This window comes from Umezawaea sp. Da 62-37 (assembly GCF_032460545.1).
In the GTDB taxonomy this organism is placed as follows: domain Bacteria; phylum Actinomycetota; class Actinomycetes; order Mycobacteriales; family Pseudonocardiaceae; genus Umezawaea.
Window position 1 is genome coordinate 4,992,370 of the sequence record NZ_CP135965.1, and the last position, 25,461, is coordinate 5,017,830.

Sequence of the window (25,461 nt, forward strand, 5' to 3'; positions counted from 1 at the left end):
TCCGGGTTCAGGTCCTCCCCCTCAACGCTCCCGGCCTGCGCGCGGTTCCTGAACCGCCCCGTACCGGACGTGTGGCGGTCGTCTCCGGGGCGGGTTCGGCGGCGGGGTCGAGCGCGGGCGGCGGCGGGACCTCCGCGATCCAGGTGGCCAGCACGTCGCGCTCGTGCACGAGTTCGGCGACCGCGCCGTCGCCGGCCGCGCTGCCGGTGCCGGGGTAGCCGAACTCGGGCGCCCAGTGCAGGGCGTCGAACGGGCACACCTCGACGCAGATGCCGCAGTAGAGGCACTGGCCGTAGTCGATCGCGAAGCGGTCGAGCACGTTGTGCGCCCGCGCGCGGGCATGGCCCGGCGTCTCCACGGTCTCGGTGTGCGACTCGATGTGGATGCACCAGTCGGGGCACTCGCGGGCGCAGATCATGCAGACCGTGCAGTTGGACTCCAGCAGCGCGATCACGCCTCGGGTCCGGGGCGGGAGTTCGGCGGTCACTGCTGGTTCTCCTCGTCTGATGGCGTCTCCGTCGTGGTGATCACGTCGGCGTTGTCCGATGGCGTCTCCGCTGTGGTGATCACGTCGACGCGCCGTCGGGGTCCCCAGGTAGCGGGGTCGGGCACGCCGGGCGGCAGGGTGCGGCGGCGGCTGGGCGAGGACGTGGAGTCCTCCCCCGGTTCCAGGCTGCCCGGCCACGGCCGCACGACGCGGGAGGCCAGGACGAAGTCCTTGCGCAGCGGGTGCCCCGCGAAGGTGTCCGGCAGCAGCAGGTGCGCGACGGGCTCGGCGAGGGCGATGCCGAACATCTCGGCGGCCTCGCGCTCGTGCCACGCGGCACCGGCCCACAGCCCGGCGACGCTCGGCAGCACCCCGCCCGCGTCCACCTCGGTGCGCAGCAGCAGCCCCGCCCTGGTGTCCGGGTGCAGGACGTGCAGCAGGACGGCGTGCCGGACACCGCTCGCGCCGGGACGGCCGGCGTCCTCGACACCGAGCCAGTCGAACGCCAGGCAGCCGAGGTCGTCGCGCGCGAACCGGGCCGCGGTGGACCACTGGTCCAGCTCGACGTGCGCGGTGCTCTGGCCGAAGGCCGTCTTGACCACGGCACCGGGCACGAGCGCGGCCAGCTCGGCGGAGGCGGCGGTCACGAGGCCACCAGCCCGTGCAGCGCGACCAGGCCCTCGATGAGCGCCTCGGGACGCGGTGGGCAGCCGGGAACGGCGACGTGGACCGGCAGCACCTGGTCGATCCCCTTGGTCACGCAGTAGGAGTCCCAGTACGGTCCGCCGGTGTTGCTGCACGCGCCGACGGACAGCACGTACCGCGGCTCCGGCATCTCCTCGTAGGTCGCGATCACCGCGGGCAGCATCACGTCGGTGACCGTGCCGGAGACGATCAGCACGTGCGCCTCGCCCCCGTCGTGCACCGGTTCGACGCCGAGCGCCGCGAGGTCGTCGGGGCCGCGGCCCTCGAGCGCGGCCATCACCTCGACGCCGCAGCACGCGAGACCCAGGTCCAGCACGGTGATGTGGAAGGTGGTGCCCCAGTCGAGGCGCGGTCCGCGCTCGGCGGACGTGGAAACCGTCACGGTCGGGAAGGCTAATACGTGGGGGCCCGCCAAGCTTGCGCCCGGCGAGCCCCCAACCCCCCTTATCCCCCCACAGGATTGCAACCCGCGAACTTCCGCTTGTTGCAACAGAAGTCTCTTACGGAACGTCTATACGTGTCCAGGGAAATGGGAGAGAATCTAAGGATTATTTGTAGCCGAACTGTGGTCAGGTTCAGTACAACTGATCGGTAGAACATCTCGCGGCCCGACGCGACGACCTGAGAGGCCTCCATGTCCAGCTCGGCACAGCTGCTCCTTCCGGCGGGGAACCAGCTCAGCAGACTCCTGCACTCCCCGAACGCCCTGCTGGACACCACGATGGACCAGCTCAGGACGTTGCTCGCCGTGCACGAGACCCGTTCCGCGCTCCGGGCAGCGCGGGTGCTCGGCCGCGAGCAGTCGAGCGTGCAGAAGCAGATCGACACGCTGAACAGGAACTTCCGCGCACTGTGCGGCGAACCGCTCGTCGTCAAGCAGGGACGCGGAAAAGATGTGCTCATCACGCAAACCGGTGAAGCGTTGGTCGAATTGGCGCGGATCACACTCGGCGATTGGTTGGACTCTATTCACGAGTGCCGCCGAAAGCTCGGTACGACGCTCACCGTCGGCACGACCCGGTTCATGCTGGACTCGCTGGCCAAGGCCTGGCACCACGTCGCCGACGAGTTCAAGGAGCGCGACGTGGAGCTGAAGGTCGTGCACATCCGGACCAGGGACATCTGGTCGAAGCTGGAGAGCAAGCAGGTGGACGTGGTGTGCGGCAGCGTCGTGACGCACGCCGGCAAGACCGGGCACCTGGACGAGTTCGACGTCATCGAGTGGCGTCGCGGCGGGCTCGCGCTGCTCACGAACCTCCCCGAGAAGCGCCTCGGCGCCAGCGCGGGGGTGGGCGAGCTGCCGAGGCTGCCGCTGGTCGTGCCGGGTGACGGGCTGATCGCGGAGTTCCTGCGCGGCTGGTTCGGGCCGGACTACCGCAACGAGCTGGACATCGCCGCGGAGATCGACGAGATCCAGTACGGCATGTCGCTGCTGCGCTCCGGGCTCGTGCAGGGCTGCATGATCGTCACGTCCGGGCTGGGCGTGGTCGCGGCCAACCAGGAGCTGCGCGAGGGCACCGGGCTGCGGGTGGTCGAGCTGAAGAACGACCGCCAGCCGGTGCTGGAGCGGCTGGTGGGCGTGTTCGCGCGCAAGGAGGAGCGGGCCAAGTTCCCCTCGGACCACCCGCTGAACCTGCTGTGGTCGGCGTTCGAGGCCGAGGCCGGTTAAGCCGTTCTAGTACTGCGACTGGCGGTACCAGGCGCGCACGCGGGGCAAGGCGGGCAGCAGACCCGCCACGGCGAGCATGAGCGCGGACCAGGGCGCGTGCAGGACCAGCAGGGCCACGACGACCACGGCCACGGTGCCGACGAGCGTGCGGTGCACCCGTGCGCTGCCGAACCACGCGGCGACGGCCAGCGCGGTGATCATCAGGCCGCCGACGGCCGCGGTGGCGGCGAGCGGGCCGGTGTCCGGGCCAGCAAACCGGCGACCGCCGCGGCGAGGCCGAAGGCCACCAGCACCGCGGTCGCGATGCCCAGCTCCACCGGCCGGGCGGCCCGAACGCCTTGGGACACCAGCCCACAATAGGGCCGGAACGCCGCAAGGGCCGCCCGTCGTGACGGGCGGCCCTTGCGGCGGTGGTCCCTACTCGGGTCCGGCCTGGTCCGGACGCTTGCGCTCCGCCTGCTTGACCAGCCAGTCCAGGCCGCTCTTCGGTCGCTGTGCAGGCGACACCTGGGGCTTCACCTGCTCTTCGGCGGGTTCCTGCACTGGCGACTGACCTTGGGCGTCGAGGTCGTTCACGGCACGCTCCCTACCTGGTCGACAACAGGTGCCGTCGATCGGAGCATCGAGGGGGTGCCCGACGCTAGACCGATCAGCCCTCTGGGTGACCCCAGACAGATGACGAGAGCAGATGGGGTGTCGGATCGGTGTAGGTTTCCGCGCCGTCGCAGGTGTCGGGGTTCCCGCCCCCGGCCTCCCCCTCCGGAGGACGTCCCGCGGCGTCAGCCGACGGCGACCTCCTCGGCCACCGCGACCGGCCGGAGGACCGAGACGGCCGCTCCGACCACCACGAAGGCCACCAGCGCCGCCAGGGCGCCGAGCGTCAGCGCGTCGGGTTGGACCAGCGGCTGCCCGCGTTCGGCCTGCCAGAGCACCAGCGCGACCAGCAGGGCGTACCCGGCGCCCGCCACGACCACCAGTCGCGTGCGGACGACGACGGACCGCAGCACGGGCACGCGAGTGGCCAGGAAGGCGAGGACCAGCACCAGCAGCGGCAGGGCCTGCAACGCGTGCATCCCGATGAAGTGCGGGATTCGCAGGTCCCCGCCCACCGTGCTCCACCCCGTGACGGCCATCGTCGGCCCCGAGTCCTCGAAGCCCACGGTGTGCGCGCCGACGATCCCCTTGAAGGTGCCGTTGTCCATCGAGGCGAGCTGCGCCGACGTCGGCGTCGTCATCAGGGCACCCATCCCCACGCCCGCCAGCGACACCACCGCGCCGATCCGCAGCGCCCACCGCGTCGCCAGGTCCGCGAACGGCGTCCGCAGCACCAGCACCGTCAGCACCAGCGACCCGGTCCACAGCAGCGCGATCGCGACGCCCATGGCGCTGAACACCGCGGAGTCGAACGGCGTCATCACGTTGAAGTGGCTGCCGCGGCCGCGCACCACCTGCATGACGATCAGGACCTGCTCGACGAAGAACACCGCCGCCATCCCCACCGAGATGCGCGCCGCCAGCCGCTTGCCCACGTTGAGCAGCGAGATCAGCCACGCCCAGGTGACGCCGTAGACCGCGATCGAGACCGCGAACTTGAACGGCTTCAGCCAGATCGGCGACCCGGCCAGCACCCGGTCGTCCACGACCAGGCCCACCACGGCCACCAGCGCGATCGGCACCATCGCCGCCGCCACCACCAGCATCGGCCGGTTCCACCCGGACACCCTGGCCATCAACGCGGACTGAGCTCTCACGGTCGTGCCCCCAAATCATGGATAGCTTCACTCGCCATAATGGAACGTAGCACTATCCATTATCTGGGTCCAGGGGGTCGTCGAGGCAGCCTTGCCCGGACGTGGACCGCCGACCGAGCCGCTCGACGCCGGAGGAGCCCCCGCGGTCCGACCGGTGGCGTCGGACCACTAGGCCAAACCGATGAACCACACCGCTTTCGGCAACCCCATCGGTTGGGGATCGGACATCCACCGCACTATTGCGGTCTTCCATCCCCGTGATCCTGTTGAAGATCTCCGCCATGACCGGATCGACCAGAAGCGAATCCCCCGCGGACGAACCACCCGTCGCGCTGCTTTCGGACCCGGAACAACTGGCACGGCTCCAGCTCTGGACCGAGCAGATCTACCGGGACCTCCTCGCGGTGCAGCGGGGTGAACTCGACGAGGAGGAGTTCGGCCTGCGCTACAAGCACCGCAAAGCGATTCTGGTCCTCGACATCTCGGGTTTCACCGAAGCCGGGACGCGCATGGGTGAAATGGGCTCGTTGCTCCGGATCCTCGACATCCACCGGGTGTGCGCACCGGTGCTGGAGGAACGGGGAGCCACGCTCGTGCACGCCTTCGCCGACGACGTGGTCGCGCTCTTCGACGCACCGGAGGACGCGCTGGCCGCCGCGTTCGACCTGCACGAGAAGGTCGGCCGGTACAACGCCTGGAGCGGGCACCCGTTCGCGCCGTCGTGCTGCATCGGCATCGGTTACGGGGACGTTTTCGCGATCAGCCCGAACCTCGCGATGGGCAACGAGATGAACTACGCGTGCAAGCTGGGCGAGGACACCGCGACCGCCGGTGAGACCCTGCTGACTGAGAACATGCGCAAAGCCGTCGAAGGCCGTGCCGACGTGCTGTTCGAACCGAGATCGAATTGCGGGCTGCCCTTCTCCCACGTCAACGCGACACCCCGGCCGGTGGGTTGACGCGCGCCACCGGGAATGGCCCGCGCACCATTCCCGGACGAACGGGCTTCGCCTAGTCCGCGGGCTTCTCGTGCGCCGCGCGGTTGGCGAGAACGTCGTCCATGTGCGCTTCGGCCCAGGCCTTCATGCCGCGCACCATCCGGTACAGCGATAGGCCCAGCTCCGTCAGCTCGTAGGCGACCGTGACCGGCACGGTCGGCGTCACGGTCCGGGTGACCAGGCCGTCCCGCTCCAACGACCGCAGCGTCTGGGTGAGCATCTTCTGGCTCACCCCCGCCAGCAGCCGGGACAGCTCCGAGTAGCGCATCGACCGGGGCTCCCCCGCGCACACCTCGCCGGACCTGTGCGAACCGTCGCTGCCCAGCGCGGACAGCACGAGCGTGACCCACTTGTCGGAGATCCGGTCGAGCAGCTTGCGGCTGGGGCACCCCGCCAGGAAGGCGTCGTACTCCGCCTTCGCCCGCGCCCTCTTCTCGGCCGCCGTCGTCGTCGCCATCAACCGCTCCTCACACCCGTGGGTGGGTAACACACTTCCAGGTGCCTTCTTCCCGTCAGGGAGTTGCCCGCCCAATGTTGGTGCAAGGAGCCGTCAGGCACCAGCCCCCAGCCCACGAAGGAAGCAGGACCATGAGCACGCCTTCCACCCCACTCCCCGGCGGCACCTGGACGCTCGGCGACCTGACCATCACCCGCTTCGGCTACGGCGCCATGCAGCTCGCGGGCCCCTGGGTCGTGGGACCGCCCGCCGACCACGACGGCGCGCTCGCCGTGCTCCGCGAGGCCGTCGAACTCGGGATCACCCACATCGACACCAGCGGCGCCTACGGGCCGCGCGTCACCAACGAGTTGATCCGCGAGGCGCTGCACCCGTACCCCGGGTCGCTGCACGTCGTGACCAAGGTCGGCGCGACCCGCGACGCGCAGGGCGGCTGGCCCCCGGCCCGCAAGCCCGACGACCTGCGCCGCGCCGTCCACGAGGACCTCGACACCCTCGGCCTCGACGTGCTCGACCTGGTCAACCTCCGACTCGGCAACGCCGAGGGCCCTCACCCCGGTTCGCTCGCCGAGGCGTTCGAGACGCTCGTCGACCTCCAGCGGCAAGGCCTGATCCGGCACCTCGGCGTGAGCAACGCGACCGCGGGACAGGTCGCCGAGGCCCGTGCGATCGCGCCGATCGCGTGCGTGCAGAACATGTACAACCTCGCCCACCGCCAGGACGACGGGCTCATCGACGACCTCGCCGCGGACGGCATCGCCTACGTGCCCTTCTTCCCGCTCGGCGGCTTCAGCCCGCTCCAGTCCTCGGTGCTCACGGCCGTGGCCGACCGGTTGGACACGACCCCGATGTCGATCGCCCTGGCCTGGCTCCTGCACCGCTCCCCGAACGTCCTGCTGATCCCCGGCACCTCGTCGGCGGCGCACCTGCGCGAGAACGCCATCGGCGCGGGCCTCGCGCTCTCCGCGGACGACCTCGCCGAACTGGACAAGATCGGCCGGTAGACCCGGCGCACGGAGGGGCCCTCGGCGAGGACGCGGCCGAGGGCCTCACGCGTTCCGCGGTCGGTCACGCGGTTCCACGGGTCACTTGTCGCTGTAGTCGACGGCGTCGACCGCGCGGACGTAGGTGCCGGGATGGGTGGCGGCGTCCTGGCGCACGATCGTGCCGAAATCCCACGTGAGGCGCTGGGTGTCGGACGTGTTGGGCGGCGTGATCAGGATCGAGTCGGGAGTCCAGTGCGACGTGCCCTCCTGGACCTTCGAGCTCAGGAAGACCAGGGTGGCGCCGGTGGCCTGACCGGGCGCGAGGCTGACCGGCTTGATCGGGTCGTCACCGCGCACGAGGTCCCAGGACTCGCCGTTGTCCTTCTGGAACTGGACACCGGGGAAGCCCTGGATCGTGCAGCGGACGGTCGAGTCGTTGGTCAGCATGATCGGGACGTTGAACTGGTCGTTCGCACCCTCGACGGGGAAGTCCGCACCGAGTTCGACCAGCGCGGTGGCGCAGAACTGCTCACCGGACGGCTTGCTGCCGTTGGCCCGCAACGCGTCGGCGCCCCCGGTGACCCTGGTGCCCCCGCCGGTGGTCTCGGCCTGCTTCGCGGCCGAGGAGGACGGCGTGACCTCGCCGCCGACCGCCGGCGTCCCGGTGTGGCTGACGGAGCAGGCGCTCAACGTGCCGAACGCGGCGAGGACAGCGATGGTGGCGGCACCGCGGATGACCCGACTGTTGTTCTTGCGCATTGTTCCCGACTCCCCGTGAATTGTTTTGCGTTGTTCGCATCTTGCATTGGTAAGGATGCGCGATAACCGAATAGGATGCTCTCATGTGAACCAGATCACACAGCGGCAACCTCAAGTCCCGTTGATCGTCCGAGCCTCCGATTCACCCCTTCTTCTTCGATTTCACCTCCCGGCTGTCGCGCCGATCGGATGCGCTCCGACCTGCGGCTTTGCACCGTTGACCAGTCTGGATGGGCGAACAGGAAAGGCCCTCGGCGTGGATCCCGCCGAGGGCCTTTCCCATTTGATGAGTTTTCCGTGAGCCGCTGCTGGCGCTCCAGTCGAGACGCTCAGACCTGCAACTCGGACTCGATGCGCCTGAGCTGGTGGCGGGCCATCGCGAGGTTCGAGGCCTCTCTTTCCAGCACCAGGTACAGGAACAGCGATCCCCTGGCCTTCACGCCCCCCATCAGCCGGATCAGGTGGTACTGGCGGTGCAGCGTGATCAGGATGTCCTCGATGCTGTCGTTGAGGCCGAGCGCCGCCATCACCCGGAGCTTCGACCGGACGACATCGGTGTTCCCGGCCGCCGCGATCTCCAGGTTCAGCCAGTCGCCTCCGCCGCTCGTGCCGAGCGACATCCCGCTGTCGTAGTCGACCAGCGCGACGCCGACGGCGCCGGGAATGGACATGGCCTCTTTCAACGCGATATCGATGTTCATCGAACTCCACTTCTCTGTGTCGACTGGCGGTTGGGAAGACGCGGCCGCGCTCGGTCGCATTCGGACACGTCTCCATGCGGAAAAGATCTTCGACGAAAGCGACGAGCCGGGCGTGGACATGCGCTAGGGGGCCAGGATCGCGCCGACCCGTTCGATCACGGGCCTGGACTCGTGGAGAAGACGACCGAGGTTCAGCCCCTTGTCCCCGATCACGACCAGCAGCGACAGCCTGCCGATGGCGTAAACGGCCATGTAACCGTCACCGCCGAACACCACGGTCTGGTTGAGCACGCCCAGACCGATCACCTCCGCCGACTGGCGTGCGATTCCGAGTGCGGAGGCGCCCAACGCGGAGATGTGCGCGGGTTCGACGTCCTTGGCCACGTCGGCGAGGATGGGAATCCCATCCGACGCGGCCAACACCGTGTCGGTCACTCCGGCGACGTTTTCCCGGAGCTTCCGAATTTCGACACCCAGGGCGTCGTAGTCCAATTCGCTCCACTCCTGGATCGGAAAAGCCGTACCGCTCAAGACGAACATTCCACCTCCGAAGGCCTCAGACGATTCCGGAACGCCTGCCTGATTCCCCCCGGCGGCGAACGGGCAACGAACCCGCCTGGTCGGAACCGCGACCAGCGGTCCGCGTCGCCGCCGCCCGAGGGCGTAGCGATGTCAGCCCCCAGTTCGAGAAGCCGAATGACGTTCCAGGCGGGGCGATCTCCAGCAGTCCGCCACCGAGCATCAGGGAGATCTCGACGGTGACCGGGTAGAGACCCCGCCCGAGCACGAAGGCCAGGTCCCGCGCCGTGCGCCTCCCGGTGGCGTGCGCGACGATCTCCCGTCGTCGCGCGGTCAAGGCGGCCGACTCCGCTCCGGGGACGGCCACCACCCGGTCCCGGTAGGGCGACAGGGGGAACGGGAGCGAGGCGAGCACGTCCAGCCGGCGTGCCGTTCCCGACAGCAGCGAGTTCGAGGCGACGCCCGCGTGCACGGGCGGCAGAGGCCAATCAGTGGATTCATCGACGAAACACCTTTCGACCTCGCCCACCGCGACGGCGAACGCGCCGTCCTGCATGACCGCCACCGGCGAGCCGGGGCTTTCCACCGCGACCACCATGCCGCCACGCAGGTGGAACACCCCGCCCGCATTGCCGGTAACGCACAACGCGCCGGTGACTCGATCGACGCCGCACCGCAGCAATGCGGACACGAGAACGTCGAACGCGGCTCGATCCTCGGGTATCAGGGGTTACTCCGTGTTGGATGGGAACTGCAGAGGGGTACCGGCGAACTGATCACCTAATCGGGTACTCAACTCTTATCGAAAGGGCGGCCGTCGGGGTTACTTCTTACCCTTCGACACCGCCCACCCAGGACAACCATCACCTGATCGAGTGAAAAATTCCAGTTCGTGCAGGAAACACGCGAAGGCCCCGGCAAGTCGGGAGCGACTTGCCGGGGCCTTCGCGTGGAGATGAGGAGAATCGAACCTGTTTTCACAGGTTGTGAATCAGTTGAGACCGCACGGCATCATTCGCACTGGCCAAAACGCCGTTCACCTTTGGCCGACAACTGCGAAAGGTGGTGATAACGAGGTTGTCAGCCCCGAAGTTCCATCGTGCAGCACTTCGGGCCGCCGCCGGATTTGCGGAGTTCCGAGATGTCGACGAACACGGGTTCGAAGCCGCGGACGGTGAGGCGGTCGGCGAGAGCGGTGGCTTCGACGGGGAGGAGGACGTGGCGGCCGTCGGAGACCGCGTTGAGGCCGAGGCAGGCGGCGTCGGTCCCGGTGGCGATGACGGCGTCGGGGAAGAGGCGGCGGAGGACGTGCTGGGAGCCCTCCGAGAAGGCCTCCGGGTAGTAGGCGACGAGGGGGTTCGGGGACTGGTCGTCGAGGACGACCAGGGCCACGTCGAGGTGGTAGTAGCGGGGGTCGACCAGTTGCAGGGAGACGACGGGGACGCCGAGGATCTCCTGGGCTTCGGCGTGGGCGGCCGGGTCGGTGCGGAAGCCGGTGCCCGCGAGCAGGAGGGTGCCGGTCCAGGCGAAGTCGCCCTCGGCCTCGTTGGTGCGCTCCGGCATGACGACGCCGTGGTAGCCGTTGGTCTGGAACCAGCGCCGGAAGTGGTCGGCCTCGGCGGCGCGCTGCTCGGCGCGGAACCTGGAGCCCAGCACGCGGCCGTCGATGACGGTGCCGGAGTTGGCGGCGAAGACCATGTCGGGCAGGCCGGGCTGGGGCGCGATGACCTCGACCTTGTGCCCCAGGCGCTCGTAGGCGTCCTTCAGGGCGGTCCACTGGGCCATGGCCAGCTCGGAACTGATCGGCTGGGTCGGGTCCATCCAGGGGTTGATCGCGTACTCCACCGCGAAGTGCTCCGGCGGGCACATGAGGTACCTGCGGGTGGTCGGCACGCGCACGGGCGCGGCGGGTGCGCCGAGGTCGAGAACGAACGGCTCGTCGCCGGGGCCCAGAATGGATACCGAGGTCATGGATCGAAATGTAGATGGCCGGCTGACCCTCGAACAACGCCACAATATTGCGTCTTTTAGGGCATTATGTTGCGTGTGGACTCAATCGACCATCGAATCATTTCGTGCCTCATGGCCAACGCCCGATCGAGCTACGCGGAGATCGGGAACGTGGTGGGGCTGTCCGCGCCCGCGGTGAAGCGGCGGGTGGACAAGCTGCTGGACACGGGGGTGCTGCGCGGTTTCACGGCGGTGGTCGACCCCGAGCAGCTCGGCTGGGGCACCGAGGCGTTCGTGGAGGTGCACTGCCGGGGCAACGTGTCGCCCAGCGACATCCAGAACCGGCTGGAGCCGATGGCGGAGGTGATGGCCGCCTACACCGTGTCGGGGGCCGCCGACGCGATCGTGCACCTGCGGGCGGCGAGCATCCACCACCTGGAGACCGCGCTCGAACGGCTGCGGGCCATCGAGATCATCGACCGGACCGTGTCGACCGTCGTGCTGTCCCGCCTCCTCGACCGGCCACCGGCCCCGTAGGGCCGGCTCCGTAGAGTCGGGGCCATGGCCGAGGTGTCGCTGGAGCGTTCGGACCGGATCGCGGTCGTCACGGTTCGGGATCCCGAACGCCGCAACGCACTGACGGTGGAGCTGTCGGACCAACTGGTCGACGCCGTGGCGACGTGCGAGCGGGATCCCGAAGTCCACGCGGTGGTGGTGACCGGGGCTGCGCCCGCGTTCTGCGCGGGGGCCGACCTGACCGCGCTCGGCGAGGCCAAGGAGGAGGGGCTGCGGCGCATCTACGCCGGATTCCTGGCCGTCGCGGGCTGCTCGCTGCCGACGATCGCCGCCGTCAACGGGGCCGCCGTGGGCGCCGGGCTGAACCTGGCGCTGGCGTGCGACGTGCGCCTCGCCGGACCAAAAGCGAGGTTCGACGCGCGGTTCCTCCAGCTCGGGATCCACCCCGGCGGCGGCATGACGTGGATGCTGCAACGGCTGGTGGGGCCGCAGACGGCCACCACGATGACCCTGTTCGGCCAGGTCGTGGACGCCGACGAGGCCGTTCGAACTGGACTGGCCCACGCCCGAACGGGTGATGATGTCGTGGGCGCCGCCCGTGAACTGGCGAAGGCCGCCGCGGACGGTCCGCGCGACCTCGTCCGGACGATCAAGGCCACCATGCGCACCACCGCCGACCTGGACGACCACGCCGAGGCGGTGACCGCCGAGCTCGGTCCGCAGGTCGCGTCGATCGGCACCCCGGAGTTCGCGGCGAAGCTGGCGGCGCTCAAGTCCAGGATCAGCGCGCGCCCCTAAATTCTCCTGTAACCGCGAGTAACGGTTACTCTTGGTACGTCAGCCGGGTGAACCGCCTGTGACCTGCACCGCCTTTGCCGGGAGCGGGGTGTCCGGGTGCTTACCGTCGGATCGCGGCTCCGCGCGGTCGGCGGGACAGGGGTTCCCGCCTGGTGGCACGCGGGACACCGTTGCTTTAGCACAAACGACTACTCTCGCAACTGCACAAGTCATGCGGGACAACAGCTCGGCCTGTCCACGAAGAGAGGGATCGGCGTAGGAGATGACTACCGACCTGGGTAATGGCTCACAGCCTGGAGCCCCCGAAACACGCAAGCTGGATCGAGTGGTGATCCGGTTCGCCGGGGACTCCGGTGACGGCATGCAGCTCACCGGTGACCGATTCACCTCCGAGGCCGCCGCCTTCGGCAACGACCTGGCCACACAGCCCAACTTCCCCGCCGAGATCAGGGCGCCCCAAGGCACCCTGCCCGGCGTGTCGTCGTTCCAGCTGCACTTCGCGGACTACGACATCCTCACCCCCGGCGACCGCCCCGACGTGCTCGTGGCGATGAACCCGGCGGCGCTCAAGGCGAACATCATGGACCTGCCCAAGGGCGGGATCCTGATCGTCAACACGGACGAGTTCAACAAGCGCAACCTCGTCAAGGTCGGCTACGCGGCCAACCCGCTGGAGGACGAGTCGCTCGCGGACTTCCAGGTGCACGAGGTCGCCATGGCGACCATCACGATCGGCGCGCTGGAGAAGACCGGGCTCGGCAAGAAGGACGCCGAGCGCGCGAAGAACATGTTCGCGCTGGGCCTGCTCTCGTGGATGTACCACCGGCCGACCGAGGGCACCGAGCGGTTCCTGCGCGAGAAGTTCGCGAAGAAGCCGGACATCGCCGAGGCCAACGTGCTCGCGTTCCGCGCGGGCTACTACTACGGCGAGACGACCGAGTCGTTCGCGGTGACCTACGAGGTCGCCCCGGCGAAGCTGAACACCGGCACCTACCGCCAGATCACCGGCAACACGGCGCTGGCGTACGGCCTGGTCGCGGCGGGCCAGCAGTCCGGGCTGCCGATCGTGCTGGGCACGTACCCCATCACGCCGGCGTCGGACATCCTGCACGAGCTGAGCAAGCACAAGAACTTCGGCATCACGACGCTGCAGGCCGAGGACGAGATCGCGGGCATCGGCGCGGCGCTGGGCGCCTCCTACGGCGGCGCGCTCGGCGTGACGTCGACGTCGGGCCCCGGTATCGCGCTGAAGTCGGAGACCATCGGCCTCGCGGTGATGACCGAGCTGCCGCTGCTCATCATCGACGTGCAGCGCGGCGGCCCGTCGACGGGTCTGCCGACCAAGACCGAGCAGTCCGACCTGCTCCAGGCGATGTTCGGCCGCAACGGCGAGTCGCCGGTGCCGATCGTGTCGCCGCGGTCCCCGTCGGACTGCTTCGACGCGGCCATGGACGCGGTGCGGATCGCGCTCACCTACCGGACGCCGGTGCTGCTGCTGTCCGACGGCGCGATCGCGAACGGCTCCGAGCCCTGGATGATCCCGGACGTCGAGGACCTGCCCGACATGAAGGTGGAGTTCGCCACCGAGCCGAACGCCACCGACGGGTCCGGCGAGTTCTGGCCCTACGTGCGCGACCCGGAGACGCTGGCCCGGCCATGGGCGATCCCCGGCACTCCCGGCCTTCAGCACCGCATCGGCGGACTGGAGAAGGCCGAGAACACCGGCAACATCTCCTACGAGCCGGAGAACCACGACCGGATGGTGCGGCTGCGCCAGGCCAAGATCGACGGCATCGAGGTGCCGGACGCGGTCGTGGACGACCCGACCGGCGACGCGAAGGTGCTCGTGGTCGGTTGGGGTTCCTCCTACGGCCCGATCGGCGCCGCGGCCCGCCGCGTGCGCAAGCTGGGCCTGCCGGTGGCGCACGTGCACCTGAGGCACCTCAACCCCTTCCCGAAGAACCTGGGTGACGTGCTCGCGCGCTACGACAAGGTGATCGCGCCGGAAATGAACCTGGGGCAGCTGGCGTTGCTCCTGAGGGCGAAGTACCTCGTCGACATCATGAGCTACACGAAGGTCCAGGGCCTGCCGTTCAAGGCGGAAGAGCTGCAGGACGTGCTCGCCGACGTGATCAAGGGGGTCGAAGCGTGACGACGATCGATCTGGGGCTGCCCGAACTGGGCGGGCTCGCGGGGGTCCCCACCACCGACGAGCCGCAGAAGGCCAAGGACTACAAGTCGGACCAGGAGGTCCGCTGGTGCCCCGGCTGCGGGGACTACATCGTCCTCAACGCCGTCCAGTCGTTCCTGCCCTCGCTCGGCCTCAAGCGCGAGAACATCGTGTTCGTGTCGGGCATCGGCTGCTCCAGCCGCTTCCCGTACTACATGAACACCTACGGGATGCACTCGATCCACGGCCGCGCGCCCGCCATCGCGACCGGTCTCGCCGTGTCGCGGCCGGACCTGTCGGTGTGGGTCGTGACCGGTGACGGCGACGCGCTGTCGATCGGCGGCAACCACCTGATCCACACGTTGCGGCGCAACGTGAACCTCAAGATCCTGCTGTTCAACAACCGGATCTACGGCCTGACCAAGGGGCAGTACTCCCCCACGTCGGAGACCGGCAAGATCACCAAGTCGACGCCCGCCGGTTCGCTGGACCACCCGTTCAACCCGGTGTCGCTGGCACTGGGCGCGGAGGCCAGCTTCGTCGGCCGGGCGCTGGACTCGGACAAGAAGGGCCTCACCGAGGTGCTGCGGCAGGCCGCCGAGCACCGCGGGTCCGCGCTGGTGGAGATCTACCAGAACTGCCCGATCTTCAACGACGGCGCGTTCGACGTGCTCAAGGACGCCGACGACGCCAAGCGCCGGATCATCAACCTGGAGCACGGCAAGCCGATCACGTTCGGCGTGGACGGCGAGTACGGCGTGGTCCGGTCTGGCTTCGCGGGCCTGGAGGTCGCGAAGATCTCCGAGGTCGGCATGGAGAGCGTGGTCGTGCACGACGCCACGCTGGAGGACCCGTCGTACGCGTTCGCGCTGTCCCGGCTGTCCGCCCAGGACCTCTCGCACACCGTCACGGGCGTGTTCCGCAACGTCAAGCGCACCACCTACGACGACGCGGCGCGCGACCAGGTCGAGAAGGCCAAGGCCGCCAAGCCCGCGAACCTCGCGGCGCTGCTGCACGGCAAGGACACCTGGACCGTGCTGGGCGACTGAGGTGCTCTGACCGCCTCGCTCCCCGCAAGACCGGGAAGGCCCCCTCCGCTGAGTGCGGAGGGGGCCTTCGTCGTTCCGGGGGTGCTACTGGGCCGGGCGGAAGCCCGCCTTCTGCGCGTCGGCCTCGGTGCGGAACCACACGTCGGCCCTGGTGCCGTTGAACGTGGAGGCGTCGGGCGTGTAGTAGCGGCGGCCGGTCAGCGTCGCCTTGACCGCGAAGTCCGGCGCGGGCGCGTGGCCGTCCGACTTGGGCAGCACCGAACCCGGCCCGAACGGCGAGCGCGGGTTGAAGCCCTCGGTCTGCTGGTAGCGCGGCGCCGCCGGGGGCGGGCCGCTGTCCGGACGACCGCCCGTGGAGGGGCTGAAGCCCACCGGGCGGGGCCGCAACGGCTTCGCCGGGGGCGGCGGAGGGGGCGTGGACTGCTGGGGCGCCAGCAGCGGCGGTGACGTCATGGGCGGCGGGCCGCCCGCGGGGCGCTGCGGACGTTGCGGCAGCCCGCCGGCACCGCGCGCCAGCAGGCTCGGCGCGAGGGTCGGCACGAACGGCTGGTCGTCCGACGGCGGCAGCTGGCGCACGGTCTCGGCGGGCTGCGGGTCGTCGTCCGACTCGCCCTGGATGGGCTCGAACAGCGACCTCGGCTTGGCCGCCGCGGAGGTTGCTGCGGAAGTTGCCGCAGCTGCCGCGGCGGCGGGGGCCACCGGAGTCGGAGTTGCGGGGGCCGGGGTTGCGGGGGTGGGGGCTGCCGGAGCTTCCGGGGTCGGGTCCGCCGCGATCGGGGCTGGGGTCGGGGCCTCGGGAGTCGGGGCCGCGGGAGTCGGGGCCGCAGGGGTCCGGGCCACGGGGGTCTGGGCTGCGGGGGCCGGGGCCACAGGGGTCTGGACCGCGGGAGTCGACGGCCGCGCGGGCGGTGCCGGGGGTCGGGCGACGGCCGCGGGGGCCACCGGCTCTTGGACCGGCGACTCCACGACCTCCTCCGCGGCCTCCTCGGCCACCGGCTCGACGGCAGGCTCGACGACCGGCTCGTCCGGGTCGTCCCGCACGTTGTCCGGGTCGTTCGACCCGAGGCCGAGCTGGCCCGTGCTGGACGCGATGTCGTCCGGGGTGATGATCGGGAACTGGCCGGTGAGGCTGTGCTCGGGCCACGGCTGGCGGGCGTCGTCGTTCGCGTCCGCTCGCGGTGCGGGCTCCGGACGGCGGACCTCCGCCGGACGGGCCTCGGGCTGCCTGACCTCGGGCCTGCCGGGCTCGGGCCGACGGACGTCGGGCTGCCGGATCCCCGGCCAACCGGCCTCGGGCCTGCGGGGTTCGGGCTGGCGGACCTGCTGCTGACGGGGGTCGGGCCGGGCGTTCTCGGCGGCCTTGCGGGCGTCGGCCTCGGCGAAGGCCTGCCGCATCTCGGAGGCGGGGATGACCGAGGTCTCCTCGGCGGCGTCCTCCGGCGGAACGGGAGTCGTCTCCGCCTCGGGCTCCTCGACCTCGGCCGCGGCCTCCTCGACGGGCTCGTCCTCGACGACCTCGGCGCTCGAACCGTCCGCGTCGTCCGAACCGTCCACGGGCTCGTCCTCGACGGACCGCGCGACAGCCGCGTCCTCCGAATCCGAGTCGTCGTCGACGGCGGCGTCCCCGGTGCCGTCGTGCTCGTCGTGCTCGTCGTGCTCGTCGTGCTCGACGTCAGCGGCGGCCTCCGGGGCCTCGACCTCGTCGGAGGTCCGGGCCCAGTCGTCGGCGGCGAAGTCCTCCTCGCGCTCGTCGACCGGCTCGGGCGAAGCCTCGACGACCGGCTCCTCTTCCTCCTCGCGCCACACCTCGCGCGGGTGCCACTCCTCCACCTCGGGAGGCGCGGTGGGCTCCGGCCGCGACGGCGCGACCTCGGCGGGCGCCGGGACCTGCGCGCGGGCCGCGGGGGCCTCGGGGAGGTCGGGCAGCTGGTCGAGGTCCTCCCGCCGGAAGACGGTGGTCTCCTCGGACGGGCGCGGCGGCACCGGCTCGGCCTGGACCTCGGACTCCAGCCGCTGGAACAGGCTGCGCGGCTTCTCCTCCTCCGGCACCTCGACGGGCTCGGAGATGCGGAAGGGCTCGGCCGACTCGGGGAGCCTGGTCAGCGCCGGGGGCAGCTCGTCGTAGTCGTGTTCCGGCTCCGGCTCGGGCGCGGCCTCCGGCTCCTGGCCGAACGAGCCGACCGGCACGAACGGCGGGACGTCGTCGTTCTGCCTCGGCGCCTCGGCGGGGCGGGGCGGCGGGGTGCGGGGCGCGGGCAGGGCGGAGACCTCCGGCGGACGCGGCGGCTCGGCCGGTCGCGGGAGTTCCGCGGGGCGCGGCGGCTCGTAGGACCGCGGCGGCTCGTAAGGGCGCGGCACCTCCGCGGCGGGACCCGAGGGCCAGTGCCGCTCCGGGGCGTGCGGCGGTTCGGCGCCCGACGGGTCGCCGGTCTGCGCACGCGCGCCGACGTGCCAGTTGTCGAACTCGTCGTCGCCCATCGGCGAGGACACCGGTCGGGGCGGGGGCTGCTGCGGCCGCGCCTGCCTCGCGCCGCCGAGCCTCTCCTCCAGCTCCGCGATCTGCGTCCTGGCCGGTCGAACCTGAACTAGCCAGGTGACCAGCACACCGGCCACGAAGGACAGCAGGCTCCACAGCCAGACCTGCCCGAAGAGCGACACCACTGGAAGTTCCTCCAACTGGCAAGTCCTGTCACACCCGACGCGCTCCACACGGCGGGACGTTCACCCGGTAGTGGAAGCGGTGCCAAACTACCCTGACCCGGTGGTCGGGCTCGGTTGGCCGCCCACTGGCGAACGGATGTGTCGATAATAGGTCATCGGGCGCAACTGACCAGGTCAAACGGATCGCGTCACGGCGTAGAGTGCGACAGGTGCCACCGCTGACCAACCCCGCCGACACCTTGGTGGAAGTTCACCGTCCCGATCGGGGGGTCGCCTACGGAGTCAGCGCCTACGTGCTGTGGGGCGTGGTCCCCGCGTACTGGCCGCTCCTGCTCCCCGCCTCCTCGGTCGAGACCCTGGCCCACCGGATCGCGTGGTCGCTGGTGGTGATGGCCGGGATCACGCTGGTCCTCGGCCAGTGGGGCGCGCTGCGCCGCCTGTCCGCCAAGGGCTGGCTGATGGTCTCGTGCGCCTCGGTGCTGATCGCGGTCAACTGGGGCGTCTACATCTACGCCGTCAACAGCTCGCACGTCGTCGAGGCCTCGCTCGGCTACTTCATGAACCCGCTGGTCAGCGTCCTGCTCGGGGTGCTGGTGCTGCGCGAACGCCTGCGCCTGCCGCAGGTGGCCGCGCTGGGCATCGCGGTGCTGGCGGTGGCGGTGCTGGCCTTCGACTACGGCAGGCTGCCGCTGATCTCGTTGACGCTGGCCTGCTCGTTCGGCGTGTACGGGCTGATCAAGAAGACCGTGCCGCTGGACTCCACGACGAGCCTGACCGGCGAGAGCCTCGTGCTGGCGCCCGTGGCGATCGGCTACCTCGTCTGGCTGGAGGTCACGGGCGGGGGCACGTTCACCGACCACGGCGTCGGCCACGCCCTGCTGCTGGCGTCGGCCGGTCTGGTGACCGCGATCCCGCTGATGCTGTTCGGGGCGGCGGCCCGCAAGGTCACCCTCGTCACGCTGGGGATGCTCCAGTACCTGGCGCCGATCCTCCAGTTCGCCTGGGGCGTGTTCGTGAAGCACGAGGCCATGACGCCGGTCCGCTGGCTCGGCTTCGGCCTGGTCTGGGTGGCGCTCGCGGTCTTCACCGTCGACGCGGCCCGCGGCGGCCGCAGGGCTCGCCGCGAGGCCGCCGAACTCGCGCCCGAGTGCCGCTGAGCAACCCCAGCGGCACCGCGACGTCTAGTGCGAGCGGGCCACCACGTACTCGCTGAGCGACTCCATCGCGTCCCGCGCCGGGCACGCGGGCAGCTTGCCCAGCGCGGCACGGGCCTCGTCGACGTACTCGTCGAGGGTCCGCCGGGCCTTGACCAGGCCGGACGACGAGCGCAGCAGCTCAAGCGCCTCCTCGACCTCGGCGTCGTCGCTGATCGGCCCGGACAGCAGCCTGCCGAGCCTGCTGCCCTCGGCGCCGGGCTCGGCGAGCGCGTACAGCATCGGGAGCGTCTTCACGCCCTCGCGGAGGTCCGTGCCGGGCGTCTTGCCCGACTGCTCCGTCGGCGACTCGATGTCGATCACGTCGTCGGAGATCTGGAACGCCGCCCCGATCACGTCGCCGTAGGCGCGCACCGAGTCGGTCTGCTCGTCGGTCATGCCGGAGAACATCGCGCCGAAGCGCGCCGCGGTCGCGATGAGCGACCCGGTCTTCTCCTTGACGGTCTTGAGGTAGTGCTCGACGGGGTCCTCGCCCTCGCGGGGCCCCATCGTCTCGCGCATCTGGCCGGTGACCAGCTCGCTGAACGTCTCGGCGATGATCCGCGCCGCCACCACGCCCAGGTCGGCGGTGAGCGCCGACGCGTGCGCGAACAGGTAGTCGCCGGTCAGGATGGCGATGCTGTTGTCCCACTTGGCGTTGGCGCTGGCCGCGCCCCGCCGCATGGTCGCCTCGTCCATCACGTCGTCGTGGTAGAGCGTCGCGAGGTGCGTCAGCTCGACGACCGCGGCCGCCTTGATGACGTTCTCCCGGTTCCAGGTACCGGTGAACTGGGCCGCGAGCAGGGTGAACAGCGGGCGAATCCGCTTGCCGCCCGCGTCCACCAGGTGCAGCGATGTCTGCATCACCGGGTGGAAGTCGCTCCGCACGACCTTCCGCAGAACTTCTTCCACCTCGGCGAGGCCAGCCTGCACCACCTCCGCCAACACAGGGTCGACGAACTGGAACCCCGTCCCCACCCGCTCGCTACTGGTCACCCTTGAAGCCTACGTACCACTAGAAGATGAAGCCGCCTGCCCCCGCCCAATCGAGGGCGAAGGAGGGCCACACACCCAGGACGAGGGTGACGGCGGCACCGATGGTGATCGCGATCGTGGTGAACGCGCCGGGCACGGTGACCGTCGGGCCGTCGGCGGCGGGCTCGCTGAAGTACATGAGGACGATGACCCGCAGGTAGAAGAACGCCGCTACCGCGCTGGCCACCAGCGCGACCACCACGAGCGGTGCGAGACCGTCCTGGATGGCCGCCGAGAACACCACGAACTTGCCGATGAATCCACTCGTCAGGGGGATGCCCGCGAGTGCCAGGAGCAGGAACGTGAAGACGCCCGCCAGCACCGGCGACCGCTTCGCGAGCCCGGCCCACTGGGACAGGTGCGTCGCCTCGCCCTCGGCGTTGCGGACCAGGCTGATCACGCCGAACACCGCGATCGTGGTGAAGCCGTAGGCCAGCAGGTAGAACAGCGTGCCGGACAGGCCCTGCTCGGTCAGCGAGATCGAGCCGATCAGCAGGAAGCCCGCGTGCGCCACCGAGGAGTACGCGACCATGCGCTTCACGTCGGTCTGGGTGAGGCCGAGCACGGCGCCGATGACCATCGAGGCCACGGCGACGCCCCACAGGACGCCCCGCCACTCCCAGTTGGTCCGCTCGAACGCCACCGTCAGCACGCGCAGGATGCCGCCGAAGGCCGCGACCTTCGTGCACGCCGCCATGAACGCGGTGATCGGGGTCGGAGCGCCCTGGTAGACGTCCGGGGTCCACGCGTGGAACGGGCCGACGGAGGCCTTGAACAGCAGGCCCACCACCAGCAGGCCGAAGCCCGCGAACAGCAGCGTGTCGGACTTGTCGCTGCCCGCCGTGGCGGTCGCGATGTCGGCCAGCTTCACGGAGCCCGCGTAGCCGTAGAGCAGCGCGAGGCCGTAGAGGAAGAACGCCGACGCGAACGCGCCGAGCAGGAAGTACTTGACGGCCGCCTCCTGCGAGAGCAGGCGGCGACGGCGGGCGAGCCCGCACATCAGGTACAGCGGCAGCGACAGCACCTCGAGGGCGATGAACATCGTCAGCAGGTCGTTCGCCGCGACGAACACCATCATCCCGGAGAGCGCGAACAGCGTCAGCGGGAAGACCTCGGTCTGCATGCCGGTGCGGGTGGCCTGCGCGCGGTCCTGGACCGTGCCGGGGCGGACCGCGGCGTCGGCGACGAACGCCCCGCCCGGCTCGACCGACCGGTCGGCGATCAGCAGGATCGAGCCGAAGCCGAGCACCAGCAGCGTGACCCACAGGAAGATCACCGGGCGGTCGACGGCGATCGCGCCGGCGAGCGTGGTGATGCCCTGCGCGGTGGTGGTGTCGGCGCTCGCGTAGAAGCCGAGCGCGGTACCGGCGCCGATGAGGGTCAGCATGGTCAGCACGACCTGCGCCGCCCACCGCTGGTGCTTGGGCAGGAAGGCTTCGAACAACACGCTGACGCACGCGGCGCCGAGCACGATCAGCACTGGCGCGATCGCGCTGTACTCGATCTCCGGCGGCTTGATCAGCTCAACCTGGGCGAGGAACGTCACGTCACTTGCCTTCCTGCGCGACCGGGTCGGTCACGCCGACCTCGCTCAACGTCGCCCCGATCGACGGGGAGATCACGTCCAACACCGGCTTGGGGTAGAACCCGAGCAGGAGGACCAGCGCCACCAGGGGCGCCAGCACGGCGATCTCCCGCCGGTTCAGGTCCTTGATCCCGGAGCGCTCGGGGTCGGTCGCGGTACCGGGGCCCGCCGCCACGTTCAGCAGCGCGGTCCCGCGCACGGGGCCCTGGAAGACCCGCTGGTAGACCCACAGCACGTACAGGGCGGCGAGCACCATGCCGACCGTGGAGATGATGGTGAACACCGGCTGGTTGGGGTAGGAGCCGATGAGGACCAGGAACTCGCTCACGAACGAGTTGGTGCCCGGCAGCGCCAGCGACGACAGGCCCGCCACGAAGAACAGGCCGCCCAGCACCGGGGTCAGCTTCGCCATGCCGCCGTAGTCCTGGATCAGGCGGGAGCCGCCGCGCGACATCACCATGCCCACGACCAGGAACAGCATGCCGGTCGAGATGCCGTGGTTGACCATGTACAGCACCGAGCCCGTACCGGCCTGGCTGCTGAACGCGAAGATGCCGAGCGTGATGAACCCGAAGTGCGCGATCGAGGTGTAGGCGACGAACCGCTTCATGTCCGTCTGGCCGACCGCGAGCAGCGAGCCGTAGATGATGCCGACGACCGCGAGCACGAGCACGAGCGGCGCGAGCTGCTTGCTGGCCGCAGGGAACAGCGGCAGGCAGTAGCGCAGGAAGCCGAACGTGCCGATCTTGTCCAGGACGCCGACGAGCAGCACGCCCGCGCCGACGGGCGCCTCGGCGCCCGCGTCGGGCAGCCAGGTGTGCAGCGGCACCAGCGGGGCCTTGATCGCGAAGGCGATGAAGAACCCGAGGAACAGCCAGATCTGGGTCGACGTCGGCGCGTCCTTCATGACCGTGACGAGCGTGGCCCAGTCGAGCGTGCCCTGGCCGAGCTTGTCCGCGCTGGTGGCGTAGAGGCCGATCACCGACGCGAGCATGATCAGCCCGCCGAGCAGCGAGTAGAGGAAGAACTTCATCGCCGCGTACTGCCGGTTCGGGCCGCCGAAGCGGCCGATCAGGAAGTACATCGGGACGAGGACGGCCTCGAAGAACACGTAGAACAGGAACACGTCGGTCGCGGCGAACACGCCGATCATGCCGGTCTGCATGGCCAGCAGGAGCGCGAAGAACCCGCTGGCGCTGCGGCCCTCGGGCAGCTTGTCCGACCAGGCGCCGCCGATGACGATCGGCATCAGGAAGGCGATCAGCGCGATCATGACCAGCGCGATGCCGTCGACGCCGAACGACAGGTGCACCCCGAAGCTCGGGATCCAGTCGGCCGAGCTGGTGAGTTGCAGCCGGGCGCTCGACGACGGGTCGTACGCCACCCAGGCGACGACCGCCAGTGCGAGTTCCCCGAGGGAGAACCCGAGCGCGACGAACTTCGCGATCCGGTCGTTCCCCTTCAGGAAGGCCACCACCAGGCTGCCGACCAGCGGCAGCAGGAGCAGCGCGATCAGCGTCCAGCTCACGAGAACCTCACCATCAGAAGCGCGCCCAGCACGCAGATCGCGCCCAGGAGCATGGAGAGCGCGTACGAGCGCACGAAACCGGTCTGGAGACGGCGCAACCGGCCGGAGCTGCCGCCGAGCAGCGCGGCGGTCCCGTTGACGAGACCGTCGACGCCCTTGTTGTCCACGAACACCAGCGCGCGGGTGAGCCAGGTGCCCGGCCGCGCGAACAGCGCCTCGTTGAGCGCGTTGCCGTACAGGTCGGCGCGCGCGGCGCGGACCGGGAAGGACACGCGCAGCGGGCGCTCGGTCGGCTGCGGCTTGCGGCCGAAGAGCAGGAAGGCGACACCGACGCCGACCAGGGAGAGCGCGACGCTCAGGATGGCCACCATCGTGTGGTCGATGACGCCGTGGGTCTCCTGGAGCGGGCCAACGGACGGCTCGAGCCAGCCCGCGAGCCGCTCGCCGCTCTCGAGGAACCAGCCCGCGCCGATGGAGCCGACGGCCAGGATGATCATCGGGACGGTCATCGACAGCGGCGATTCGTGCGGGTGGTACTCGCGACCGTCCAAAGAGGTCTTGAGCTCCTTCCAGCGCGGCTTGCCGAGGAAGACCAGGATCAGCAGGCGCGTCATGTAGAACGCGGTCAGCGCGGCGCCCAGCAGGGCGATCCCGCCGAACACGTACCCGCGCCAGCCCGGCTCGCCGAAGGCCGCCGCGATGATGGCGTCCTTGGAGAAGAAGCCGGAGAACGGCGGGATGCCGATCAGCGCCAGGTAGCCAAGGCCCCACGTCGCGAACGTGATGGGCATGTACTTCGCGAGCCCGCCCATGCGGTGGATGTTGCCCTCGTCGTTCATGCCGTGCATGACCGAACCGGCGCCGAGGAACAGCCCGGCCTTGAAGAAGCCGTGCGCGATCAGGTGCAGGATGCCCAGCGCGTAGCCCACCGGGCCGAGGCCGACGGCGAGGATCATGTAGCCGATCTGGCTGACCGTCGAGTAGGCGAGGACCTTCTTGAAGTCGTCGTACGCCATGCCGATGAGGCAACCGATCAGCAGCGTGACCGCACCGATGATCATGACGACCAGTCGGCCGTCCGGGCTGAGGTCGTACAGCGGGTGCGAGCGGGCGATCAGGTACACGCCCGCGGTCACCATCGTCGCCGCGTGGATCAGCGCCGAGACCGGCGTCGGACCCGCCATGGCGTCCGGCAGCCAGGCCTGGAGCGGGAACTGGCCCGACTTGCCGCAGGCGCCGAGCAGGAGCAGCAGCGTGATCGCCAGGATCGTGCCGGACGACAGCTCGTCGACCCGCCCGAACACCTCGGTGTACGTGGTGGTGCCCAGCTCCTTGAACATGATGAAGATCGCGATCGCGAGACCCAGGTCGCCGACCCGGTTCATCAGGAACGCCTTCTTGGCCGCAGAGGCCGCTTCCGGCTTGTACTGGTACCAGCCGATGAGCAGGTAGGACGCGAGGCCCACGCCCTCCCAGCCGAAGTACAGCGTCACGAACCCGTTGCCCAGGACCAGGAGCAGCATCGCGGAGACGAAGAGGTTCAGGTAGGCGAAGAACTTCCGCCTGCCGTCCTCGTGCGCCATGTAGCCGATCGAGTAGATGTGGATCAGGGACCCGACACCGGTGATCAGCAGCACGAACGTCAGCGACAGCGGGTCGATCCGCAGGCCGAACTCGACGTCCAGGGCGCCGACCGGGATCCAGTCGAACAGGTGGAGCTCGCTCGTCCGCTCCTCGGCGCCCTGGCCGAGGGTGGTGAAGAAGAGCGCGAGCCCGTAGGCGAACGCCGCGATGACCGTGGCGCTGCCCAGCAGGTGGCCCCACTTGTCGGCCCGCTTGCCCGCCAGCAGCAGCACGGCCGCGCCGAACGCCGGCAGGGCGAGCAACAGCCAGGCGAGACTCGCGAGCCCGCTGGCGGCAACTGATTCCGTCACCGGTGACCTC

At 69.9% G+C, this 25,461-nt stretch carries 27 protein-coding genes; 9 read left to right on the plus strand and 18 right to left on the minus strand.

Annotation, left to right across the window (positions count from 1 at the left end; all coding sequences use genetic code 11):
• Positions 1 to 7: 7 nt before the first annotated feature.
• Genes RM788_RS22575 through RM788_RS22585 form a run of 3 tightly spaced genes read right to left on the minus strand, consistent with a single transcriptional unit; the run spans position 8 to position 1,574 of the window.
• Entirely contained in the window at positions 8 to 487 is a 480-nt protein-coding gene (locus RM788_RS22575; protein WP_315933733.1) for a 4Fe-4S binding protein, read from the minus strand.
• A complete protein-coding gene (locus RM788_RS22580; protein WP_315933734.1) occupies positions 484 to 1,134 on the minus strand; it encodes an NADH-quinone oxidoreductase subunit C in 651 nt (216 codons plus the stop codon). Before RM788_RS22580 ends, RM788_RS22575 begins: the two co-directional genes overlap by 4 nt.
• The gene (locus RM788_RS22585; protein ID WP_315933735.1) at positions 1,131 to 1,574 is read right to left on the minus strand and encodes an NADH-quinone oxidoreductase subunit B; all 444 of its coding nucleotides are present in this window, start codon (positions 1,572 to 1,574) and stop codon (positions 1,131 to 1,133) included. The genes RM788_RS22580 and RM788_RS22585 overlap by 4 nt, the downstream gene beginning before the upstream one ends.
• Positions 1,575 to 1,826: 252 nt before the next feature.
• Here RM788_RS22585 and RM788_RS22590 point away from each other — a divergent pair, with 252 nt between their 5' ends.
• Positions 1,827 to 2,861, plus strand: coding sequence for a LysR family transcriptional regulator (locus RM788_RS22590; RefSeq protein WP_315933736.1), 1,035 nt, complete (start codon positions 1,827 to 1,829; stop codon positions 2,859 to 2,861).
• Between the two features lie 6 nt (positions 2,862 to 2,867).
• On the opposite strand, the gene RM788_RS22595 is transcribed toward RM788_RS22590, so the two are convergent.
• From RM788_RS22595 to RM788_RS22610, 4 genes are all read right to left on the minus strand, one after another.
• Complete coding sequence (locus RM788_RS22595; RefSeq protein WP_315933737.1) at positions 2,868 to 3,062, minus strand: hypothetical protein; 195 nt, start codon at positions 3,060 to 3,062, stop codon at positions 2,868 to 2,870.
• Complete coding sequence (locus tag RM788_RS22600) at positions 3,062 to 3,208, minus strand: hypothetical protein (protein WP_315933738.1); 147 nt, start codon at positions 3,206 to 3,208, stop codon at positions 3,062 to 3,064. The genes RM788_RS22595 and RM788_RS22600 overlap by 1 nt, the downstream gene beginning before the upstream one ends.
• Before the next feature lie 70 nt (positions 3,209 to 3,278).
• Positions 3,279 to 3,437, minus strand: a complete 159-nt coding sequence (locus RM788_RS22605) for a hypothetical protein (RefSeq protein WP_315933739.1) — start codon at positions 3,435 to 3,437, stop codon at positions 3,279 to 3,281.
• A 203-nt stretch (positions 3,438 to 3,640) separates the two neighbouring features.
• Complete coding sequence (locus RM788_RS22610; protein WP_315933740.1) at positions 3,641 to 4,612, minus strand: hypothetical protein; 972 nt, start codon at positions 4,610 to 4,612, stop codon at positions 3,641 to 3,643.
• Between the two features lie 281 nt (positions 4,613 to 4,893).
• Between RM788_RS22610 and RM788_RS22615 the strand changes: the two genes are divergently transcribed.
• Positions 4,894 to 5,571 carry an adenylate/guanylate cyclase domain-containing protein gene (locus RM788_RS22615; protein WP_315933741.1) on the plus strand — a complete coding sequence of 226 codons (678 nt, stop codon included), beginning with the start codon at positions 4,894 to 4,896 and terminating at the stop codon, positions 5,569 to 5,571.
• A 52-nt stretch (positions 5,572 to 5,623) separates the two neighbouring features.
• Here the strand turns inward: RM788_RS22615 and RM788_RS22620 are convergent, their stop codons facing one another.
• Positions 5,624 to 6,067, minus strand: coding sequence for a winged helix-turn-helix transcriptional regulator (locus RM788_RS22620; protein ID WP_315933742.1), 444 nt, complete (start codon positions 6,065 to 6,067; stop codon positions 5,624 to 5,626).
• 131 nt (positions 6,068 to 6,198) lie between these two features.
• Between RM788_RS22620 and RM788_RS22625 the strand changes: the two genes are divergently transcribed.
• Positions 6,199 to 7,071 carry an aldo/keto reductase family oxidoreductase gene (locus RM788_RS22625; RefSeq protein ID WP_315933743.1) on the plus strand — a complete coding sequence of 291 codons (873 nt, stop codon included), beginning with the start codon at positions 6,199 to 6,201 and terminating at the stop codon, positions 7,069 to 7,071.
• Between the two features lie 81 nt (positions 7,072 to 7,152).
• Here the strand turns inward: RM788_RS22625 and RM788_RS22630 are convergent, their stop codons facing one another.
• Both RM788_RS22630 and RM788_RS22635 read right to left on the minus strand, forming a co-directional pair.
• Complete coding sequence (locus RM788_RS22630; protein ID WP_315933744.1) at positions 7,153 to 7,812, minus strand: DUF4232 domain-containing protein; 660 nt, start codon at positions 7,810 to 7,812, stop codon at positions 7,153 to 7,155.
• Between the two features lie 329 nt (positions 7,813 to 8,141).
• Positions 8,142 to 8,513, minus strand: coding sequence for a hypothetical protein (locus RM788_RS22635; RefSeq protein ID WP_315933745.1), 372 nt, complete (start codon positions 8,511 to 8,513; stop codon positions 8,142 to 8,144).
• On the opposite strand from RM788_RS22635, the gene RM788_RS22640 reads away from it, so the two are divergent.
• Positions 8,506 to 8,640 carry a hypothetical protein gene (locus RM788_RS22640; protein WP_315933746.1) on the plus strand — a complete coding sequence of 45 codons (135 nt, stop codon included), beginning with the start codon at positions 8,506 to 8,508 and terminating at the stop codon, positions 8,638 to 8,640. The two genes, RM788_RS22635 and RM788_RS22640, sit on opposite strands and share 8 nt — an antisense overlap.
• Here the strand turns inward: RM788_RS22640 and RM788_RS22645 are convergent.
• From RM788_RS22645 to ddaH, 3 genes are all read right to left on the minus strand, one after another.
• Entirely contained in the window at positions 8,637 to 9,053 is a 417-nt protein-coding gene (locus RM788_RS22645; protein ID WP_315933747.1) for a roadblock/LC7 domain-containing protein, read from the minus strand. The two genes, RM788_RS22640 and RM788_RS22645, sit on opposite strands and share 4 nt — an antisense overlap.
• Positions 9,054 to 9,069: 16 nt before the next feature.
• Positions 9,070 to 9,651 (minus strand): hypothetical protein, encoded by a 582-nt coding sequence (locus tag RM788_RS22650; RefSeq protein WP_315933748.1) that lies wholly within the window; start codon positions 9,649 to 9,651, stop codon positions 9,070 to 9,072.
• A gap of 461 nt (positions 9,652 to 10,112) precedes the next feature.
• Positions 10,113 to 11,003, minus strand: a complete 891-nt coding sequence (gene ddaH / locus RM788_RS22655) for a dimethylargininase (protein ID WP_399344446.1) — start codon at positions 11,001 to 11,003, stop codon at positions 10,113 to 10,115.
• Between the two features lie 66 nt (positions 11,004 to 11,069).
• Between ddaH and RM788_RS22660 the strand changes: the two genes are divergently transcribed.
• The 4 genes from RM788_RS22660 (at position 11,070) to RM788_RS22675 (ending at position 15,515) form a co-directional block, all read left to right on the plus strand.
• Positions 11,070 to 11,519 (plus strand): Lrp/AsnC family transcriptional regulator, encoded by a 450-nt coding sequence (locus RM788_RS22660; protein WP_399344448.1) that lies wholly within the window; start codon positions 11,070 to 11,072, stop codon positions 11,517 to 11,519.
• Between the two features lie 24 nt (positions 11,520 to 11,543).
• Positions 11,544 to 12,296: an enoyl-CoA hydratase gene (locus RM788_RS22665; protein ID WP_315933750.1), complete on the plus strand. Its 753-nt coding sequence runs from the start codon at positions 11,544 to 11,546 to the stop codon at positions 12,294 to 12,296.
• Positions 12,297 to 12,558: 262 nt separating this feature from the next.
• On the plus strand, positions 12,559 to 14,448 hold the full coding sequence (locus RM788_RS22670; RefSeq protein ID WP_315933751.1) for a 2-oxoacid:acceptor oxidoreductase subunit alpha: 1,890 nt from the start codon (positions 12,559 to 12,561) through the stop codon (positions 14,446 to 14,448).
• The gene (locus RM788_RS22675; RefSeq protein ID WP_315933752.1) at positions 14,445 to 15,515 is read left to right on the plus strand and encodes a 2-oxoacid:ferredoxin oxidoreductase subunit beta; all 1,071 of its coding nucleotides are present in this window, start codon (positions 14,445 to 14,447) and stop codon (positions 15,513 to 15,515) included. Before RM788_RS22670 ends, RM788_RS22675 begins: the two co-directional genes overlap by 4 nt.
• Positions 15,516 to 15,599: 84 nt before the next feature.
• Here RM788_RS22675 and RM788_RS22680 read toward each other — a convergent pair whose 3' ends face one another.
• Positions 15,600 to 18,176 (minus strand): sunset domain-containing protein, encoded by a 2,577-nt coding sequence (locus RM788_RS22680; protein WP_315933753.1) that lies wholly within the window; start codon positions 18,174 to 18,176, stop codon positions 15,600 to 15,602.
• Between the two features lie 209 nt (positions 18,177 to 18,385).
• On the opposite strand from RM788_RS22680, the gene rarD reads away from it, so the two are divergent.
• Positions 18,386 to 19,333: an EamA family transporter RarD gene (gene rarD, locus RM788_RS22685; RefSeq protein WP_315933754.1), complete on the plus strand. Its 948-nt coding sequence runs from the start codon at positions 18,386 to 18,388 to the stop codon at positions 19,331 to 19,333.
• A 24-nt stretch (positions 19,334 to 19,357) separates the two neighbouring features.
• Here rarD and RM788_RS22690 read toward each other — a convergent pair whose 3' ends face one another.
• The 4 genes from RM788_RS22690 to nuoL are packed head-to-tail and all read right to left on the minus strand — an operon-like array spanning position 19,358 to position 25,451.
• The gene (locus RM788_RS22690) at positions 19,358 to 20,365 is read right to left on the minus strand and encodes a polyprenyl synthetase family protein (RefSeq protein WP_399344454.1); all 1,008 of its coding nucleotides are present in this window, start codon (positions 20,363 to 20,365) and stop codon (positions 19,358 to 19,360) included.
• 19 nt (positions 20,366 to 20,384) lie between these two features.
• The gene (nuoN, locus tag RM788_RS22695) at positions 20,385 to 21,950 is read right to left on the minus strand and encodes an NADH-quinone oxidoreductase subunit NuoN (RefSeq protein ID WP_315933755.1); all 1,566 of its coding nucleotides are present in this window, start codon (positions 21,948 to 21,950) and stop codon (positions 20,385 to 20,387) included.
• Between the two features lies 1 nt (position 21,951).
• Positions 21,952 to 23,517 carry an NADH-quinone oxidoreductase subunit M gene (locus tag RM788_RS22700; RefSeq protein WP_315933756.1) on the minus strand — a complete coding sequence of 522 codons (1,566 nt, stop codon included), beginning with the start codon at positions 23,515 to 23,517 and terminating at the stop codon, positions 21,952 to 21,954.
• Positions 23,514 to 25,451: an NADH-quinone oxidoreductase subunit L gene (gene nuoL, locus RM788_RS22705; protein ID WP_315933757.1), complete on the minus strand. Its 1,938-nt coding sequence runs from the start codon at positions 25,449 to 25,451 to the stop codon at positions 23,514 to 23,516. Before nuoL ends, RM788_RS22700 begins: the two co-directional genes overlap by 4 nt.
• Positions 25,452 to 25,461 lie beyond the last annotated feature (10 nt).

Excerpts from the sequence above, each read along its gene's own strand:
- RM788_RS22625 (WP_315933743.1), top strand. The coding sequence starts at position 6,199 with ATGAGCACGCCTTCCACCCCACTCCCCGGCGGCACCTGGACGCTCGGC.
- RM788_RS22595 (WP_315933737.1), bottom strand. The coding sequence starts at position 3,062 with ATGATCACCGCGCTGGCCGTCGCCGCGTGGTTCGGCAGCGCACGGGTG.
- RM788_RS22590 (WP_315933736.1), top strand. The coding sequence starts at position 1,827 with ATGTCCAGCTCGGCACAGCTGCTCCTTCCGGCGGGGAACCAGCTCAGC.
- RM788_RS22630 (WP_315933744.1), bottom strand. The coding sequence starts at position 7,812 with ATGCGCAAGAACAACAGTCGGGTCATCCGCGGTGCCGCCACCATCGCT.
- RM788_RS22660 (WP_399344448.1), top strand. The coding sequence starts at position 11,070 with ATGTTGCGTGTGGACTCAATCGACCATCGAATCATTTCGTGCCTCATG.
- RM788_RS22670 (WP_315933751.1), top strand. The coding sequence starts at position 12,559 with ATGACTACCGACCTGGGTAATGGCTCACAGCCTGGAGCCCCCGAAACA.
- RM788_RS22665 (WP_315933750.1), top strand. The coding sequence starts at position 11,544 with ATGGCCGAGGTGTCGCTGGAGCGTTCGGACCGGATCGCGGTCGTCACG.
- RM788_RS22640 (WP_315933746.1), top strand. The coding sequence starts at position 8,506 with ATGTTCATCGAACTCCACTTCTCTGTGTCGACTGGCGGTTGGGAAGAC.
- RM788_RS22615 (WP_315933741.1), top strand. The coding sequence starts at position 4,894 with ATGACCGGATCGACCAGAAGCGAATCCCCCGCGGACGAACCACCCGTC.
- ddaH (WP_399344446.1), bottom strand. The coding sequence starts at position 11,003 with ATGACCTCGGTATCCATTCTGGGCCCCGGCGACGAGCCGTTCGTTCTC.
- RM788_RS22620 (WP_315933742.1), bottom strand. The coding sequence starts at position 6,067 with ATGGCGACGACGACGGCGGCCGAGAAGAGGGCGCGGGCGAAGGCGGAG.
- RM788_RS22645 (WP_315933747.1), bottom strand. The coding sequence starts at position 9,053 with ATGTTCGTCTTGAGCGGTACGGCTTTTCCGATCCAGGAGTGGAGCGAA.
- RM788_RS22635 (WP_315933745.1), bottom strand. The coding sequence starts at position 8,513 with ATGAACATCGATATCGCGTTGAAAGAGGCCATGTCCATTCCCGGCGCC.